Here is an 18,206-nt window from a genome sequence, read left to right on the forward strand (position 1 = left end):
CCCCTTTTTACATCTTTTATTTCTTCCTTAACATAAACTCACAAAACATTCCAATCCCAACACCAATTGTATAAGCAGCTAAATCACTCCACAAAAATCCGTAACCTAATACGAGTCCACCTAAAGTCGTAGTACGAATGCTATCTATCCATTCAGCATGGTATAATTGGCTCACTTCAATCCCGTAGCAAAATAACAAACTAATAAAAGCCACTTTCTTCGTGTCTATTTTAGGAAATAAAAATCCGAACCCTGTAAAAATCATGAGTGCCCATAAAGCATCACCTAAGTACGCGTTTAATAGATGAGGTAACGCAAAAGCTAATTTTCTTGAGCTAAGACCTAAAATAATTATAACTATAGTAAATAGCGCATATAATAATCTATTTCGTTTCTTATTCATCTCAAAATCTCCTAATATGTAATTAAAAACTGTAAATAGGTAGTAAAATATAATTATTTTACTACCTATTTTTTAATGGCTTTCATAATAAGAAAATGTGGATTTGTATTTAGATAATGATATGATGTTTCATTTACTTCTCTCATTTTTTCAACCGGCCTCGGTTCCACCATTTTATCTAACACAAAATAATTTGTTGTTTCATTAATTATGTCTTGGAGTGATCTTCTAAAAAAGCTAACTTCTATTGTAATATTTGGTTTAACCCAAGTATCTACTAATAATTGTTTTTCGAAATAATTTTCACTAGTAAACTTTGTAAAATCCATAAAAGGATGATGAATGGAGTATATAAATTCGCCACCTGGCTTCAATACTCGATGAAACTCCTGAAATACTTTATTCCAATTTTCTAAGTAATGAAGCGTTAACGAACTTACAATAACATCAAAAGTATTATCTTCAAATGGTAATACTTCTTGCAAGTCATGACAAAGAAATGTTGCTTTATTGCCCGTACTTTCCTTTGCAGCTTTTACCATTTCAGAACTTACGTCAATTGCAGTAACGTTTGCTCCTCTTTCTACAAATTGAGTAGTATACCACCCAGCTGCACATCCAGCATCTAATATACTCTTCCCTTCTAAATTCTTTGGAATCATCTCCATCATCGCTGGTCTTTCATAATAACTGTTATATGGATTTGCCAAGTCTAGATTTTCTTTATATGTACTCGCTAATTTATCATATGTATCTTTGATCGTGTCTTTCATTACTTCCACCCCTTATACATATTAATCTAATAACTCTTGCTGCTTTTTCTTTGAAAATGATTGTAGAACTAAATCATATGACCAATCAATCATCTTATTAGTTTGCTCTTGCTCTACATCTTTATGTATATACACTGTATTCCAATGCTTTTTATTCATATGATACCCCGGAATGATTGCTTCTGGATACTCTTCTCTTAATCTTAATGCAAGTTCTGGATCACATTTTAAAGTAATCGCAGCTTTTTCTCCTTCTTCGTGGTTTATTATCGCAAATATTTTATTATTAAGCCTCATACATGTTGCATTCCAACCATCAGGAGAATCTTCAGTCGCTTTTCTTTTTGATAAACAATATGTTCTTGTTGCATTCATTTTCATTGGCACCTCTTATTCTTTCACTATTTGATTACGATGCATTACAATTTGTTTCGTCGCTTGAAATTGGTGTTCACCATAAAACTTTAATAATTTCTCTCCACAAAATAGACTAACAATATGAACATGAGAAATCTCTTGAAGTAACATTGTAAGCATCTTCTCTCCAATCCCTTTATTTCTTACAATCTCATGCACAACAACATCTTCTATGTACGCTCGAAAAACACCATCAGAAACAACTCTAGCAAATCCGATTAATTCATTTTCTTCCCATACCCCAATTGCTATACTATGCTTTAACATTTTTTGAATATCGATTTCTTTTCTTTCTGGCCACCAACCGACAGAGTCATAAAGTTTTTTTATTTTGCCTACGCAGATTGGTTGTTCATGTTGCAATTTATACGTGTACATTTTCTTTCTCCCATCAAATTACTCATTATATTTGTTTTGTCTTACTTTACTTCTTTCAATATAAAACTATAGAATCCAACCTGTTACAAAAAAACTTCATAAAATAAATTTATAATATCAATTTTACAATTGCAATCGTTACTCTCATCCTTTCATATTACGTATATCAAATATACAGAATAAGAGAAAACTAATGAATATAATACCAAAAGCATTTCTCATATTATTTTTAACTATTAAAACTTGAATTTCTTGCAAGAAATGGTAAAGTTAATTAGGTGAAAAATACACAAAGTGAGGCGATTTTTTGAAAAAGTTTAGTTTATTACTAACAGCATTTGTCATAATTTTATCATTATTCATCCCTAATTTTACAAGTGCTAAATCTTTCCCTGATGTCCAATCTAATCATTGGGCAATTAAAGAAATTAACTATTTATCGGATAAAGGTATCATTAAAGGTACGCCAGAAGGAACTTTTAAACCGAGTGATGATGTAACTCGTGGACAAATGGCCTTAATGCTAGATTTATCCTTAAAATTAGAAAAACCATCTAGCTATAATCATATTTTTTCCGATGTAGCCAAAGGTATCTATTACTATGATTCTGTACATAAGTTAGCACATAATAACATTGTACAACGTGAAACAAACTATTTCCCTGACCGCTCATTAACTCGTGCAGAAATGGCAGTAGTTTTAGTTAAAACTTTTAATTTGAAGCCTACAGGTGCAGACGTCAATTTCCCTGATGTTCCATCTAATCACTGGGGTTACAATTATGTCAAAATTTTAGCACAAAATAATATTACTACTGGATTGCCTGATGGTACATTTGGTCCAGGTGTAAAAGTAACTCGTGAGCAATTCGCTGCATTTTTGGCTCGTGTATTAGAACCAAATTTCCGTCCAGCTCTTCCTAAGCCTAAAGGTAACTTAGAAGTACATTATATTGATGTCGGACAAGGTGATGCTACTTTTATTAAATCTCCAAGTGGAGAAACGATCCTTATTGACGCTGGTAACAACGGCAAAGGTAAAGTAGTAGCAAATTATTTAAAAGGATTAGGATTCCAAACTATTGATTATATGATTGCTACTCATCCTGATGCTGATCATGTAGGCGGATTAGATGAAGTGCTTTATGCTATGAATGTAAAAAACGTTTACGCCCCTAAAGTAAGTCATACGACACAAACGTTCAAAGACTTCCTAACTGCAGTAGCTAACAAAGGATTAACAATTAAAGAAGCGAATTCTGGAGTAACTTTACCAATCAACGGTTTAAACTCACAATTTTTAGCTCCCGTGAAAGAATACGATAACGATCTAAATGAGTGGAGTGCGGTATTAAAAGTAACACACGGTAGCAAATCTTTCTTATTTACTGGTGATGCTGAATCTAAAAGTGAAAAAGATATGGTTCTAGCACATGGTTCTAACCTAAAATCTGACGTATTAAAACCTGGTCATCATGGAAGTAAGACATCTTCTTCTCAGCCATTTTTAGATGCAGTGAAACCAAGTATCGCTGTAATTAGTGCAGGTGCAGGTAACCGTTATGGCCATCCTACACAGGAAACTTTAGCAAAGTTACATTCAATGTCTGTTAATGTATATAGAACTGATTTAAATGGAACTGTAATTATAAATAGTGATGGTTCTAACATTTCTGTAAGAACGGAGAGATAATTATGAAAAGAGGTATTATTGACCGTTTTGAAGGCGAACTAGCAATTATTGAATTGAATAACGTAACAATTGATGTACCTAAATCCAAACTCCCTTCTACTGCAAAAGAAGGTGATATTCTTATAATCGAGGATGATACGTATACAATTGATAAAGACGAAACAGATAAAAGAAGACGTGAAATCCAAGATTTAATGAATAAGCTATTTGAATAGCAAAAAAAAGAGCCATCCTGTTGGAGGGCTCTTTTTTGCTATTCAAATAGTAACTAGTAAATTTTTATTATTTAACTTCATACCACCAACCTTTTCGATCGAGCCAGCCTTTCATAGCATTTAATTGCGTATCACTAGTTGGTTCAGTAACAAAATACGTTAAACCATCCGATTGTAAAATGAAGGTAGCAGTCATTTTTAAAGAAGTTAACGCTCCCATAACATCTGGAGTTTCATCAGGTGAAAAGGCTCCAGATTGAATGATATTTTGTTTAGAAACTTGTCCTTGTATATTTTCTTGTTTCGGTATTGATTCAGTAAACCAGGAAAGTGGTTTATTACCTATTAATTGATTTAAATCACATTTGCCGATACCTGGTACATTACCTGTCTCCGTGTATTGCCAAATATCACAAGGATATGCTGGTTTATTGCCGCCATATCGAGGAATCCATACAAAATCACTTTTTACGTTCGCCATTCCGAAAGGCTCATATACATGATGGCCAACATATAAACCAACTTTTTTAGCACCTAGTCGGCGTAATTCATCGATAAAAGCTTGTGTACCTGCTCTCATGTCATCCATTGTTTTCACTTCTACATCAGCCGCCCAAACTGTAGCGCTCTTATCACCGCGATTCCAAAAATCTTGCGCTTCCTTCTTCGCATCAGCAATTGAAATAAATCGGCAAAATGCATAATTACCGAAAGGAATATTTCTTATTTTCAATGCTTGAGCGTAATTTTTATATAAAGGGTCTACGTAATTCGAACCATCTTGTACCCTAGCGATTACGAAATCTAGTTGTGGAGCTGCTACATCCCAGTTAATGTTACCGTTCCATTTCGAAATATCTACAATATAACCCATTGCTTAACACCTCCTTTATTAGTATTATATTCAGAGCTCGTCTTATTGCTCTTCCTCTTCTAAAAATTCAATAGTATTTGCTAGTACATATAATAAATACGACAAGTGTCTTCTACAAAGACAGTAACTCATTTCCATTAAAAAAGAAAATCATAGCTATACGAATCGTACTATTTGTCCCCATAATTACATCAGCTTGAGTAGTTGCTTTAAAATTAAAATAGCATCACCTTGTTTGGTGATGCCTTTAAAATCAATTTTTCTTCTAGAGCACGAATACTATTACTATAGCCGCTTCTCTAAAAAGTGTTGGCTATGTCCTTTAGGATGATCTTCAACAACACCATATTCTCGGTAGCCGTGCTTTTTATAAAAGTCTGGCGCTTGAAAACTAAATGAATCTAATAATATTAATCTACACCCTTTTTCCTTCGCGATGTCTTCGATTTTATGTAACAGTTGACTGCCATAACCATCATGACGAACTGTTTCATCAACCCATAAAAAATCTATATGAAGATGATAAAAATACATCGTTCCTGTTACCCCACCAAATATTTTTCCATCCTCATCTTTTACTACGAAACTTACTTGCTCCATCGGCTGTTTTGCTTCATCCTTTAAAATCGACATGTTATATTGAATTACTTTATTTTTTATGTACTCTCCTTCAGTGAGAGTACCATTCTCTATGTGTTTCATATATTTCTCCATTTCAACTTAGTAAGCTATCTTTAATTTTTACTTTTTCTCTTTAAAATAGTAATAAACACGAATCCACCATAAGTAACAAAGCATGAAAAACCAATTATCCCTGGCACTGAAACATAGCCTATTCTTATATAACTTATAATTGCAAAACTAGCGATAGACAATAAAATAGATGGCCAAAATATAAGAGCTGTTTTGCTGCCTCTCTGTTTCGATGTACTTTCTTTCTCTTTAGAAATACGTGTGCCAAAAAGCAATACAATACAAATCAGTATCGCCGCAAAGTAAATTATATCTAATGAAAGATTATGATCGTAAATCGCGATTCCAACTTCCAAAATAATAATTGTTAAAATTAATATGATGATTGTTGAAGTTTTTAAGTTTCGTTTCAATCGCTCACCCCTAGCATGCTATCATTATATTTTTTGTATATGCATCTCAAAGCCAATACAACTGTTTCATCGACTTCGTTATTATCGAATCGATTAGGCAAATCTTTTCCTCCAATAACATATAGAAGCGGGTATTCATGGAACATTCCCATTATACCAATATTTATTATTGCTGTGGGCAATCCACCTGTCATATGAGCTATATGATAATACGGTATCCCTTCATATTCTCCTTGCTGCCTTACCATTCCATTTATTATTGGTCCCCATAATTCTGGATCACTTTTATAACATTTAAAAATATGTACTAACAGTGAATGTACTTGATTTAACTCTCCAACATTTTGTTCATCTCTAGGGTTTTCTTGAACATGTATCTTGGAAAAATACGTTGAAACATATTTTCTAATAGCGTTCCATCCTCCGCAGTACATTACAATCGACTTTGCAATAAAACTGTCATGACATGCTATCATCACTTCTACTGCTTTACTAAGTGATAGTGTATCTCTCCCTTGCAAATGCGGATATAATTGTGCGCTATCTTCTTTCGGATTAAATTTAATTTGATGAAGTATATCATCCCAACTAATTTGTTCCTCCTTTACCATGTTTGCTACTGCAAATCCAATTGCCACTTTTGCTGCTGATGCTAAAGGAACATATAGTTCATTATTATAGGAAGCAATTATATCTTCGTATTTTGTAGAAGACACAATCACTCCAACTTGACCAGATTGTATATCTTTCATTCTTTTAATGACAGTTTGCATATTCGCACCTCTTTTTATATTGTTTTATTACATTCTTAAATTTCGATATAGAATGTATAAAACCTTTTTTGTTACTTGATATGTATGCATATAATAAAAAAGATAGCATGAAATTTTCCCATGCTATCTTTCTAAATTAAATATTAAGCAAAACTCAATTATCTATTCTTCCCTAGGCTTTTTAGGACCATTAAGCTCCAATTGATAAAAAGCTAAATCCAACCACCTATTAAACTTATAACCAGCCTTTTTGATTGTCCCTGCATGAATAAATCCATAATTTTCATGTAAGGCAATACTTTTCTCATTATGTGCATCAATTCCAGCAATTAAAGTCATATATTCTCTTTCTTTTGCCATTGCAATCAATGCTTTCATTAAAGAAGTTCCTATCCCATTCTTTCTATATTCCTTATGAACGTACAGTGAATGCTCAATTGAATATTTATAGGCAGCCCAAGCTCTAAACGGGCCAAATGTCGCAAATCCTACTATTTTATTATCTAATTCACATACTAAAATCGGATAGCCGTTAGCTTTTTTTTGTTCATACCAATCTATTCTATTTTCAAGGGTTACAGGTTTATACGTATAGACGGCTGTTGTATTCAATATAGCATCATTATAAATATCTAAAATGTATGTGACATCTTGTTTCCTTGCTTCCCTTATCATCACTTTCTTCCTTTCCTCTAATTTCACTCCTATATACGAATACGAGCTTTTCGGAAACCATCAAATATATTTAACGCAGCAGACAAAATGTAAATGATAATACCTCCACCAATTAACCACTTTTTAACTTCCTCTGGAGAAGTAGTAAACACATTTGCCACATACGTAATAAATCCTTCATTAAATAAATGCGGATTTACTATAATTACAATGAATACTATTGTTCCAACTATTTGAAGAATAGCATTCCCGATTGCCAGCTTTTTCGTCCATTGTCCTTGTACTAACTTATAAAGAGATATACCTATTTCAAACACAATCACAATTACAACGATTGGCCAATACTGAAGTAACACCTCTTGATTAAAAGTTGCCGCGACAAACTTCAATCCGCTTTCTGTACCATGATATACACCTACAAGATGGTTCGCATAAAAATAAAGTGTTGCCCATATTGCCGTCCACATTAACCCGCCAAATACTTCGAACTTTGAGATCGACTTTTTCTTTGGAATATACGAAGTATTTTTCAAATCATCAGGCGTCCACTTTTTTAAACTTGTCGTCAACGGTTGAGTACCTTTGTCTTTATCTGTTCTTTCTAAAATTGCAAATACAAGTGTCAACCAGAAAAATACATGGAGGCCTACTTCGATAATTTCCCCAATTCCTTTACCTATCAGATTTAAAATAACATCTAATACCGCTTGCTCACCATCATATCCTACAAAATTTTCTGCAACCATTGCAATGAGCGCGATAACAGCTGCAATCGGTATGATCATTTTTAATAATATCGTATATACATCAAAATAACGTGGTCCAATTAAATACATCGGCCTATCTAAGTACCCATTTGCCAATGAAACTGGACTCCCCAATTTTTCAAGAACTCTTTTTTCATCATCTTCATTATAATCATCAGGTAACATATCCTCGATTGTTGACCGTAGTTCAAGAATAATATCTTCACGATTTTTTTCAGGTAATCTCTTCGCTACTTCCTCGACGTAAATATCAATCAAATTCATTCTTGTCCTCCTCCTTTAATAATTTATAAAGTTCTTTCGAATCCTTTATCCATTCCTTTTTCAACTGCAAAAATATCTCTAATCCGTATTCACTTAAAATATAATACTTACGCGGTCTACTCTCCGTTTTATCCCAACTACTCGTCACTAGCTCCTGCTTTTCTAATCGGCGAAGTAGTGGATATAACGTACTTTGATCGATTGTAATCCCTGATTGCTCCAATAATTGGACAAGTGAATACCCATACTGCGGTGTTCTTAACTGGCTTAAAACCGCTAATGTTAATGTACCTCTTCTTAGTTCAGTAATTAACGAATTTAATAAAGCATCCATTCACTCACCTCATTTTCATTACTATATGTCATACAGTATGTGTTTTATACTATGTATCGTACAGTATTAATGTGATAAAAACAATACGTATTTACAAAAAATAGAAAATAAAAAAGCACAAACTATATAGTTTGTGCTTTTCTGGCTAATTTAAATGCTTATAACAATTTTAATTTTGTACCTCTTGTAATATAAACTCTCCTTTTTCTTTAATAAATGGGGTAACATTTACAACTGATTCAATATGAATTACTCCATATACATGCGGATATTCTTGACCGTTAGAAGCAAGTTCATATTTTATTTCTGCTTTTATTAAGGATCGATCAATTGTCAGTAATAAAACATCTTCTTCATGACTAAAATGTTTTTCAGCAACTTCTAAAGCTTGTTTTAAAAATGAACAATGAATAAATCCTTCTTCTTTTAGTGAAGTTTCATTAATTTCTCCATTTATCTTTGCGATTTCCCAATTTCTTTTTGTTATTACTTTTGTGATCATTGTTATTTTCTCTCCATGTCTTTATATAGAAAAACAAGAGGTTCTTCTTTTTGTTACTAGAAACGCCTCTTGTTTTTCATATTTATTTTATTCCTTTAATTAAAGGCGATGCTTCCCCGCTATGGAAAATCCATAAATCATGAAGTGACCTTGTACATCCGACATATAGTAACTTCGCATCATGTTTCATATTTTTATAATGTTCTTCATCAACATCGATTAATAGAACCGCATCAAATTCTAGCCCTTTTGCCAAGTATACAGGTACTACTGAAATACCACCTTCATATTTACTTTGATCTGCTTCAATGACGTTTACGGCCAATCCTGCTTTTGTTAATTTCTCATATATATCGCGACATTCATCTTCTGTTCTTCCTATTACCGCAATTGTTTTCACATCTTCGTTTTGTAGATGTTTTAACGTCTTCATAATCTCATTAAATTGATCTTCTGCATGGATTACCTTAACATTTTCACCACTGCGAAAAACTGGTGTTGCGAGCCCAACTGGAATCTCTGCGTTTTTAATTATTTCGTTCGCAAATTCTATAATTTCTTTTGTAGAACGATAACTTCTCGTCAGTTCATAATAACCTGTTTCTTGGAATACTTCCTTAAAAGCACCCCAATCTTCAATCCCTTGATAATCATAAATTGCTTGAGATAAATCACCTAATATAGTGAAAGAATTACCTAGTGTAATTTCTTTTAATACATACACTTGGAATGGTGAGAAATCTTGCGCTTCATCAATAACGACGTGATGGAATTTCTGTCCGATTTCAATACCTGTTATGCGGTGATGTAAGTAAATTAAAGCTGGTAAATCTTCTACATACACTTCTTTTTTACGACAACTCTTTTCAGTTTCTTTCACAAGTTCTTCAGGCAATACTTCGAGTATTTCTTTACTTTTCAATATTGAACTATAAAGTGAAAGTGGGCTCATTTTCGGCCAAAACTTCATATATGTGTTCAATCTCTTTGTCGCTTCTTTTTTTAATAATTTCTTCTCGTTTGTTTCTCCATACTTTTTCAGTTCAATTTCAATCCAGCGCTTCATTCGGCCGACTAATCTTTCTCTTCTTTTCTTTAATGGATAATGTTTATATTCAACTTGCATCCATTTTTTTATGTCTTCTACTGGAATAATAGCTTTGTCCCATGCCTCAAAATCACTTGTTGGTATTAATTCTTTTTCAAATTGAACCATTCTCTCTTCAATAAAGGACTTAAATTCCAGCGTGCCTTTCAATTTACCGAGCATAACCTTTTCTTCATCACGATTAATAGAAAAGGCTTCTTTCAACTTTTCTTCTGTTTGCTTTAGTTTCACAGAATCATCTAACGTACGTAATGCCCAATCTGGAAATGTTGTTTGACTAATATTCCCTACACCTAATTCAGGAAGCACACTCGAAATATAGTCTAAAAACAGACTATTCGGAGCGAATACAATCATTCTCTCAGCTTCTAATTGTTCACGATATTCATAAATTAAAAAAGCAAGGCGATGTAAAGCGATCGTTGTTTTTCCGCTTCCTGCAACCCCTTGAATTAATAATGGTAAGTTTCTTTCCGCACGAATAATATCGTTTTGCTCCGATTGTATCGTCGAAACAATATCCTTTAGTTTATTATCTTTATTCTCACCTAATCGATATAGAAGAAAATCATCGGCATGTGAGACATCTTCATTTCCTTTTACATATGTATCAACAACACGTTCTAGTTCTCTTTTTCGAATAGAGATGTTTCGCTTTAAATACACATCACCTTCTACTAATCCGTCTGGCGATTGATAAAATGCTAATTCATCTCCACCGGTAAATGAATAAAACATACTTGCAACAGGTGCCCGCCAATCTATTACAATTGGTTTCATTGTATCTTTATGTGAAACACCTACTTTACCGATGTAGATCGGCATAACATCTTCCTTGCCATCCTCTTGAAAATCTAATCTTCCAAAGTACGGTTCTTGTACACCGATACGTAAATTTTGCCTATTAGATTCTCTCATACTTTCTAGAATTTGTTCTTTAAAATCATCTCCATAATAAACCGGAATGTTTTCGAGCTGTTCTAATTGATCATCCATCGTACGTAATGTATCTTTCATCCTTTGTAACTCTTCTTCAAAAATGTTGTTCATTTGATGATTCCCTCCTGTCCGTTCTAATTTTTCAGTCGAAATACAATTGTATTAAAAATCCATTTATAAAGTCAATAGTTTTAGTAAGAATTTTCTAAAATAAAGAAGAGTAGAGATTAATCCCTACTCTTCTTTATTTTAATTCGGTACGCCAAACATTCATTTAAAGTTGTTAATTCTTTATATTTCTCTTTTTCAAAATCATATGCTCCGCCTGGAAAGAATCCTACAATACTTAAACCAGCTTCAGCACATAGATTACTAATCTCATCTACCGTATAACATCGTAAAGACTGTGTAACTATATCATTTTGATTATTAGGATGCCACCAATGATCTAACATTCTTTCATTTATACGATCATATTCGTATTTTCGCATAGCTGAGCTTAAAGACATTTCTTGTCCACTTACCTTTTTCCAATAAAGTGGTTGATAAATATCAATAAGTGCACATCCATCATCCTTCATCCAGTTTTTAATCCGTTTTAATAGAATCAATTGCTCATCATCTGATCCTACACCAAATCCGTCTAAATAACTAACAACATCAAACTTTTCTTCAAAATTAATTTTATAAAAATCAGCGCAATGAATATCTATATCATTAGTAGAATGTTCTTTTGCAAACATAACTAACTCTGGTACAAGCTCAACAGTAGTCATTTTTACTTGTAACTTAGACATCGCCCTTGCAAATCCACCATTTCCTGCTCCTAGTTCTAACATTGACTGAAATGGATGTCCAATTTGTTCTTGAACTTCTTTCGCAACCTGTTCTAACCAGTTTTCTGTATTAATATCGTAATTGGATAGTTCGAATTGTTTTTCGTAAAATTCTCTCACATCTAATTCATTCATTATTATTCTCCTCCTGCAATAGATTTTTCTTCTACAGGTGAGAAACTAAATTTCTGACACCCACGAAAAAAGGTTATTATTCTCTATTTTTACAATTTTATCAAAATAATAAGAATTTTTAAAGTAACAATATAAAAAGCAGATAATGAATGATCCCACTATCTGCTCTATGGCTGCTATTATTTTTCTTGTTGATACTCTACCCAATCACCAGAAATGATAACTTTCTTTAGCATCTCTTTATCTTGAGCGACATACACAAATGCACGTATTATTCTATCTCCTAAATAAATCGTTTCGGTGATTCGGTCATATAAATCACTTTCTGCATTACCTGTATATTCTTCAAGTTCATCTAATTTTTGCAGAACAACCTCATTTACTTCATAAACTTCTCCGTATACTTTGTCCTCATTTGAACAAATCATTGCCGGATACCCCTCGTTTGTATCAAATAATTTACCATACGTCCATGCTCCGTCTGCGATGCATATTGCACCTTGCATAAAATGAGCATTCGTTTGCTCTTTTCTTAATGTGCCATACACGAAAACGTGATGCATATATCCCCTATCCCCTTTATATATCTCTACTTTCTAAATTGTAAATACGCACGAATCATAAAGTAACTCACTTCATTTGGAAGTTGTTCCTTAATTGATTTCAGACCACCTTCTGCATTTTGCACGGCAGTTTCAATCAGTGATTCATATTCTGCAGGAACAAAACTGTTCCAGTCTATTTCCATTCCATCTTCAAAAGAGCGAATTAAATGATTTTCAATTGTTTGTCTTGATAAGCCACGTTCTTTCGCAATTTCATCTAGATCAATGCCTTGTTTATACATTTCATACGTTTCTAAATGAGAATTTGCTGAAGCTTTCCCTGACTTTTTCCGCTCTGTCACCACTTCTGTTTTAACTGTTTCAGCATAGTTTGGATTGTCCTTAATAAAGTGCTGAACTGCTTGTAAGAAGTGAGAACCATACTTCACAAGTTTATGTTCGCCGATCCCTTTCACAGTTAAAAGTTCAGAGTCACTTTGTGGCATTTTTGCACACATATCCTTCAACGTTTGATCAGAGAAAATAACGAATGGAGGTACACCTTCTCCTTGCGCAATTTCTTTACGTACTTCGCGCAGTACTTCAAATAAAGGATGATCTTGAACAATTTGTCTTGTCTCTACTCGTTCTTTACGTAAAACATTCTCTTTACCTAATAAAACTTCTTTCCCTTTTTCCGTAACTTTTAATGTCGGATACGTACCATGTTCTACTGCAATTAACTCATCTGAAATTAGAAACTCAATAAATTCACTAACTTCTTTTACACTACGATTTGATAGTAACCCGTATGTTGGTAAAGTATGAAAATTGAATTCAATAACTTTCTTATTTTTCGAACCAGTTAAAACTTGTGCAATCATTTGTTTTCCAAATCGTTGGTTCGTTCTAATCATGCAAGATAGAACCATTTGTGATTCTCTCGTCACATCGATACTTTCCCGGTCGTCCGTACAATTTCCGCAGCGGCCACAATCTTCTTTCGGTTCTTCTCCAAAGTATTGCAAAATAAATGATTGTAAACATTGTTCTGTATGACAATAATCAGTCATATTTTGCAGTTTTTCAAGTTCATTTGAAAATCGAGATTCACCTGTCGATTGATCAATTAAAAAGCGCTGTACTTGCACATCCTGAGAAGAATATAGCAATATACACGCACTATCTAATCCGTCACGTCCAGCACGTCCTGCTTCTTGGTAATAACTTTCCATGTTTTTTGGCAGTTGATAATGGATAACGTAACGAATATTCGATTTATCAATCCCCATCCCGAATGCAGATGTCGCTACCATTACACTCACTTCATCACGTAAAAAGAGTTCTTGCTGCTCATTTCGATCGGTATCACTCATACCAGCATGGTATTTTGATACCGAAACTCCCGCTTTCATTAAATCTTCATACAACTGATCAACTACTTTTCTAGTAGCTGCATATATAATCCCAGATTCCTTTTGATTTTGACGAATATAATCCGCTAAATATGCATTACGATCTTGTCCTTTAATAACAGAAAATGATAAGTTCTCGCGCTCAAACGTTGTCATAATCGTATTTTCTTGATTAATTCCAAGCGTGTTGCAAATATCTTCACGAACTTGTGGTGTTGCCGTCGCAGTTAAAGCTAATACAAGCGGCTTTTCTGGAAGATAATCTAATATGCGATGTATATGTAAATAACTTGGACGGAAATCATGTCCCCACTGCGAAATACAGTGCGCCTCATCAATTGCAATCATCGGGATTTTCATATCGATAAGTTGGTCAACAAACTCCATTGAATCAAGACGCTCAGGCGCTACATAAAGTAACTTATAATGTCCTTGTTTCGCTAATTGAATGCGTTGATTCGCTTCTGTAATTGAAATAGAACTATTAATATAAGTAGCTGAAATACCGTTTTGTACTAATGTATCTACTTGGTCTTTCATAAGTGAAATCAAAGGTGAAATAACTAATGTCGTTCCTTCGAATACTAATGCGGGAATTTGATAACAAATTGACTTACCACCACCCGTAGGCATAATACAAACCGTATCTTTCCCATCTAATACATTTTTAATTGTTTCATCTTGTCCTCTTCGGAATGACGAATAACCGAAATAAGACGCTAAAAGTTCTTGTGCTTTTGTAAACAAAAAAGAGTCACCTGCTTTTCTATATCTTTCATCTATTCTTATTATATCATCACTTATGCGTCATGAAAGTGATGAATACGTGACTAACAGCTTGCTTTTTCATTTTTTATGCTTTTCTACGTTTTAAAGGTTGTTTAGCAACGGTGTTTTAATGGCTATTTATGTTTATAAATTTTAAAACAAAAATAAAGCGCATATAAAATGAATTACAAAATAAAGGTACATTTTATTACTCTTCCTTGAATACTACTAATCTTATACATATGAATTCAGGAGGTTACTATATGAAGCAGCAGAATATTAGTTCCATCAAGCAGAAAACAGTACCGAACCAACTCCAATTTTCGAATCATGATGCGTGGAAATATGAATCGTATTATAAATACCAGCCATTATTTTCTTATAGAAAGCTTTTCCATTTTCTTTCTCAACTTTTTAAACGTTAATGTGTATGTGATATATTATCCATAATAATTTTCTCAATATATACCTTATAGACTTACTATAATACAGCTGTTATCATATGAAATATTCTGTTGGATAAACCCCTTAAGTTGACCTGCTTATAAAAGCAGGTCTTTTTTGATTATTATACATTTCAGTACACTTTTAGATACACTTGTATATCTTTTCTCTATTTTATAACCATACTCCACTCACAACAAATGATAATAGTAACGAGATGTAAAATATAAGTTCTTAACATTTATTGAAGTAATTCTTTTTTTCTCAATACACAAAACGAATTTCACTTATTACTATAAAAGTACTCCAGATGAGTTTTGGCTCATCAACATTATCTAGTTAACGGGATCTGCTGCGGGAAGCTGGTCTCTTTGACTTTATTAAAGATCCACTTTCATTTGGACACATTTACCAGGTTTTTTAAATAGAATTTTATGATAATATTACTTAGTCGAGTCCGACATCTCGGCAATACCCTTTTGAGGCTCTGCAACTTCCCTTGCAGAGCCTTGTTTATTTTTATATTCATTTTATTTGTATATACCACAATAAAATTATTCATCTTTTTCCATATCAATTTCTGAAATTAATTTAGGACACGTAACTAAAAATAAATTCCCATCATACTTTGAGTTATACATGTTCAAAGGAGTGTTACCGTTTATGTATTCTTATTGGCAATCGTATTACTCCCCCTACCATAACCCTTATGTACACTTTGATACATCTGTACGTAATTACCGAATTAGTAAAAACGAGAACTTTTTAAAAGGTTATATGCGTTCTTTATGGGAACAACATGTCGCTTGGACGAGATTAGCTATTATTAGCATTGTCTTTAATTTACCAGACGTAAACGTTACAGTTGGGCGACTTCTTCAAAATGCAACACATATGGGACTGTCACTTGAACCATTCTATGGTGAAGATGCTGTAAAAAAATATAGTGCACTAATTAAAGATCACTTAGTCATTGCAGCGGATCTAGTTAAAGCCGCAAAAGCAGGTGATCAAAATGCAGCTGCCGCTATAGAGAAAAAATGGTACGCTAATGGTGATGAAATTGTGGCGTTTCTTACTAGCATCAACCCATATATAGAAAAAGAAGAATTCAGAAAAATGTTTTATGAACATTTAGCACTTACGAAAGCAGAAGCGCTTGCCTTCCTAAATAAAGATTTTGAAGCAAGCGTAAAACTATACGATAAAATTGAAAAAGAAGCATTAGAAATGGCTGATATGCTAACAAATGCAATCGTAAAACAATTCCCACAAGTGTTTCAATAATAATAAGCCGATTTGAAAAAACAAATCGGCTTATAAAACTTTCTATCAATGAAATTTCACCTCTCCTCTTTACATTTAACGTATATCGATATATTTTATTAATATCCGTTTTTTATAGGAGGAAATATTTTGATTAACGCCATTGGTCTCGTATTTATCCTCACAAATAAACACGAGAAAAAGAAGAAAGTTTATCTGAATGAAAAATTTGCATTAATAGACATTATTGATTCTAAAGAAGTAATTGATGATGAAGGGAACTCACTAGTAGAACTAACATGTAAATACAGTATTTATCTAGATGAAAAATATTACTGTAAATCTCTCGATGATTATACTGGACAAGTATTTCCGTTCTTGAGCGCTAAAATAGGAAAAGGTCTTCTCAGAAACTTAAATTACTATTTCTCTTACGTTGATGCCTATGATAAAAAACCACCCGTTAAAGAAATTAGGCCACTTATGAAACAAGTAACGAACAGATAGCGAAAAATACTAAAAAAAGAAAGCATCTAACTTCGGATGCTTTCTTTTTTGAATCTAGAACTCATTAACTTCTATCCTTCTTCTAAAAGTATGTATCTAGGCATACTTTTAATTAAAAACATTGGAGGATTAAACTAAATGAAATACTCAGAAACGATTGTTAGTAAACGGCTTCGAACACTTAAAATATCTAGTATATTTATTATGCTAGTTTTAATTGGATGGCTTGGATATACAAAATTACTTTATGAAAACGGATTTCTTCAAGAAAAGAAACTTTCAGTTGAAGTAATGAATACTAGTATTACAGGTGAAATTGAACAAAGTTTCCATGTAAACTTACAAGGTTACCGTAAAACAGACGTTGATACTATTATTGATGCAAGTAAAACCGATCCGAGCGAACTATCTTTAATTGAGATTATCAATACATCTTGTTCACGAGATTGCATAGGTGAACCATTGGCATATGTAAACTCAAACGATGGATATATCTTTTATAAGGAGTCTACCGGAACTAATGTTGCTTTAAAAATCAAAAAACAAGACTCGTGGGAAATCGTAAAAAAATCTGTTCAAGACGGAATATAACATTAGAAAGTTAAAGAGTACGTAACGTACTCTTTTTTATTATTAATACTCTTCATGTTTACAATGACATTTCGGTTTCTCTTTACAATTACATTTTTCACAATCACACTTCGGTTTTTCCTTACAGCAACACTGATCACAATCGCAGTTTGGTTTCTCTTTGCAACGACATTCGTGACAATTCCTGCATTTACATCCACATCTTCCGAACAGTGAACTACCCACCACTTAGTACCTCTTACGAGCTTACTTGAAGTAGGGGCTTCTCGGTTCATCGCTACTTTTGATAGCTAACGAATTTGTCCTAGGACAGCCGAGCTAACTCCCTTGTTCCAAAGGTTATTTTGTCACTATTTATGCCAACACTAATAAGCGGATGGCTTCTTTTTTGATATTGATCGCTGCGTTATAGTCACGACTGATTGTGAGTCCACACGAACACGCATAGGTGCGTTCACATAATGGCATTTCTTTTTTA

24 protein-coding genes are annotated in these 18,206 nt (G+C 33.2%); 6 read left to right on the plus strand and 18 right to left on the minus strand.

Features of this window, described 5'->3' with window-relative positions; translation table 11 throughout:
- Window positions 1-16: 16 nt before the first annotated feature.
- The 4 genes from GFJ36_RS14645 to GFJ36_RS14660 form a co-directional block, all read right to left on the minus strand.
- The gene (locus GFJ36_RS14645; protein WP_097890113.1) at window positions 17-403 is read right to left on the minus strand and encodes a ribosomal maturation YjgA family protein; all 387 of its coding nucleotides are present in this window, start codon (window positions 401-403) and stop codon (window positions 17-19) included.
- Window positions 404-468: 65 nt separating this feature from the next.
- A complete protein-coding gene (locus GFJ36_RS14650) occupies window positions 469-1,176 on the minus strand; it encodes a class I SAM-dependent methyltransferase (RefSeq protein WP_060486720.1) in 708 nt (235 codons plus the stop codon).
- A gap of 21 nt (window positions 1,177-1,197) precedes the next feature.
- Window positions 1,198-1,551, minus strand: a complete 354-nt coding sequence (locus GFJ36_RS14655) for an MmcQ/YjbR family DNA-binding protein (protein WP_033658841.1) — start codon at window positions 1,549-1,551, stop codon at window positions 1,198-1,200.
- A 15-nt stretch (window positions 1,552-1,566) separates the two neighbouring features.
- Window positions 1,567-1,971, minus strand: coding sequence for a GNAT family N-acetyltransferase (locus GFJ36_RS14660; protein ID WP_060486719.1), 405 nt, complete (start codon window positions 1,969-1,971; stop codon window positions 1,567-1,569).
- A 307-nt stretch (window positions 1,972-2,278) separates the two neighbouring features.
- Between GFJ36_RS14660 and GFJ36_RS14665 the strand changes: the two genes are divergently transcribed.
- Together GFJ36_RS14665 and GFJ36_RS14670 are read left to right on the plus strand one after the other, a co-directional pair.
- The gene (locus tag GFJ36_RS14665; protein ID WP_097890112.1) at window positions 2,279-3,664 is read left to right on the plus strand and encodes an S-layer homology domain-containing protein; all 1,386 of its coding nucleotides are present in this window, start codon (window positions 2,279-2,281) and stop codon (window positions 3,662-3,664) included.
- A gap of 2 nt (window positions 3,665-3,666) precedes the next feature.
- Window positions 3,667-3,879 carry a DUF3006 domain-containing protein gene (locus GFJ36_RS14670; RefSeq protein WP_087983863.1) on the plus strand — a complete coding sequence of 71 codons (213 nt, stop codon included), beginning with the start codon at window positions 3,667-3,669 and terminating at the stop codon, window positions 3,877-3,879.
- Between the two features lie 67 nt (window positions 3,880-3,946).
- Here GFJ36_RS14670 and GFJ36_RS14675 read toward each other — a convergent pair whose 3' ends face one another.
- The 12 genes from GFJ36_RS14675 to recQ all read right to left on the minus strand — a co-directional run bounded on the left by GFJ36_RS14675 (window position 3,947) and on the right by recQ (window position 14,899).
- Entirely contained in the window at window positions 3,947-4,753 is an 807-nt protein-coding gene (locus GFJ36_RS14675) for an N-acetylmuramoyl-L-alanine amidase C-terminal domain-containing protein (protein WP_087983862.1), read from the minus strand.
- A 285-nt stretch (window positions 4,754-5,038) separates the two neighbouring features.
- A complete protein-coding gene (locus GFJ36_RS14680; protein WP_087983861.1) occupies window positions 5,039-5,455 on the minus strand; it encodes a GNAT family N-acetyltransferase in 417 nt (138 codons plus the stop codon).
- A gap of 32 nt (window positions 5,456-5,487) precedes the next feature.
- Window positions 5,488-5,859: a hypothetical protein gene (locus tag GFJ36_RS14685; protein WP_087983860.1), complete on the minus strand. Its 372-nt coding sequence runs from the start codon at window positions 5,857-5,859 to the stop codon at window positions 5,488-5,490.
- Window positions 5,856-6,632, minus strand: a complete 777-nt coding sequence (locus GFJ36_RS14690) for a serine hydrolase (protein ID WP_097890111.1) — start codon at window positions 6,630-6,632, stop codon at window positions 5,856-5,858. The genes GFJ36_RS14685 and GFJ36_RS14690 overlap by 4 nt, the downstream gene beginning before the upstream one ends.
- Window positions 6,633-6,794: 162 nt before the next feature.
- Window positions 6,795-7,307: a GNAT family N-acetyltransferase gene (locus GFJ36_RS14695; protein ID WP_097890110.1), complete on the minus strand. Its 513-nt coding sequence runs from the start codon at window positions 7,305-7,307 to the stop codon at window positions 6,795-6,797.
- Window positions 7,308-7,336: 29 nt separating this feature from the next.
- A complete protein-coding gene (locus tag GFJ36_RS14700; RefSeq protein WP_087983857.1) occupies window positions 7,337-8,338 on the minus strand; it encodes an HAAS signaling domain-containing protein in 1,002 nt (333 codons plus the stop codon).
- A complete protein-coding gene (locus tag GFJ36_RS14705) occupies window positions 8,325-8,672 on the minus strand; it encodes a PadR family transcriptional regulator (protein ID WP_048547374.1) in 348 nt (115 codons plus the stop codon). The genes GFJ36_RS14700 and GFJ36_RS14705 overlap by 14 nt, the downstream gene beginning before the upstream one ends.
- 169 nt (window positions 8,673-8,841) lie before the next feature.
- A complete protein-coding gene (locus GFJ36_RS14710) occupies window positions 8,842-9,174 on the minus strand; it encodes a DUF952 domain-containing protein (RefSeq protein WP_097890109.1) in 333 nt (110 codons plus the stop codon).
- A gap of 82 nt (window positions 9,175-9,256) precedes the next feature.
- On the minus strand, window positions 9,257-11,332 hold the full coding sequence (locus GFJ36_RS14715) for a HelD family protein (RefSeq protein WP_087983855.1): 2,076 nt from the start codon (window positions 11,330-11,332) through the stop codon (window positions 9,257-9,259).
- A 116-nt stretch (window positions 11,333-11,448) separates the two neighbouring features.
- Window positions 11,449-12,192 carry a class I SAM-dependent methyltransferase gene (locus tag GFJ36_RS14720; RefSeq protein WP_087983854.1) on the minus strand — a complete coding sequence of 248 codons (744 nt, stop codon included), beginning with the start codon at window positions 12,190-12,192 and terminating at the stop codon, window positions 11,449-11,451.
- Between the two features lie 179 nt (window positions 12,193-12,371).
- Window positions 12,372-12,755: a gamma-glutamylcyclotransferase family protein gene (locus tag GFJ36_RS14725; RefSeq protein ID WP_075307402.1), complete on the minus strand. Its 384-nt coding sequence runs from the start codon at window positions 12,753-12,755 to the stop codon at window positions 12,372-12,374.
- 26 nt (window positions 12,756-12,781) lie between these two features.
- Window positions 12,782-14,899, minus strand: a complete 2,118-nt coding sequence (recQ, locus tag GFJ36_RS14730; RefSeq protein ID WP_087983852.1) for a DNA helicase RecQ — start codon at window positions 14,897-14,899, stop codon at window positions 12,782-12,784.
- Window positions 14,900-15,183: 284 nt separating this feature from the next.
- On the opposite strand from recQ, the gene GFJ36_RS29165 reads away from it, so the two are divergent.
- From GFJ36_RS29165 to GFJ36_RS14745, 4 genes are all read left to right on the plus strand, one after another.
- Window positions 15,184-15,345 carry a hypothetical protein gene (locus GFJ36_RS29165; protein WP_000813318.1) on the plus strand — a complete coding sequence of 54 codons (162 nt, stop codon included), beginning with the start codon at window positions 15,184-15,186 and terminating at the stop codon, window positions 15,343-15,345.
- Window positions 15,346-16,027: 682 nt separating this feature from the next.
- Window positions 16,028-16,651: a hypothetical protein gene (locus tag GFJ36_RS14735; RefSeq protein WP_048547385.1), complete on the plus strand. Its 624-nt coding sequence runs from the start codon at window positions 16,028-16,030 to the stop codon at window positions 16,649-16,651.
- 129 nt (window positions 16,652-16,780) lie between these two features.
- Window positions 16,781-17,137 (plus strand): hypothetical protein, encoded by a 357-nt coding sequence (locus GFJ36_RS14740; RefSeq protein ID WP_000606238.1) that lies wholly within the window; start codon window positions 16,781-16,783, stop codon window positions 17,135-17,137.
- A 138-nt stretch (window positions 17,138-17,275) separates the two neighbouring features.
- The gene (locus GFJ36_RS14745) at window positions 17,276-17,728 is read left to right on the plus strand and encodes a hypothetical protein (RefSeq protein WP_000877594.1); all 453 of its coding nucleotides are present in this window, start codon (window positions 17,276-17,278) and stop codon (window positions 17,726-17,728) included.
- A gap of 2 nt (window positions 17,729-17,730) precedes the next feature.
- Here the strand turns inward: GFJ36_RS14745 and GFJ36_RS14750 are convergent, their stop codons facing one another.
- Together GFJ36_RS14750 and GFJ36_RS14755 are read right to left on the minus strand one after the other, a co-directional pair.
- Window positions 17,731-18,003 (minus strand): hypothetical protein, encoded by a 273-nt coding sequence (locus GFJ36_RS14750; RefSeq protein ID WP_227557878.1) that lies wholly within the window; start codon window positions 18,001-18,003, stop codon window positions 17,731-17,733.
- 79 nt (window positions 18,004-18,082) lie between these two features.
- The coding region (locus tag GFJ36_RS14755) for a zinc ribbon domain-containing protein (protein WP_157349663.1) at window positions 18,083-18,206 on the minus strand (124 nt) is incomplete at its 5' end.

This window comes from Bacillus sp. EE-W1 (assembly GCF_009760835.1).
In the GTDB taxonomy this organism is placed as follows: Bacteria; Bacillota; Bacilli; order Bacillales; family Bacillaceae_G; genus Bacillus_A; species Bacillus_A wiedmannii.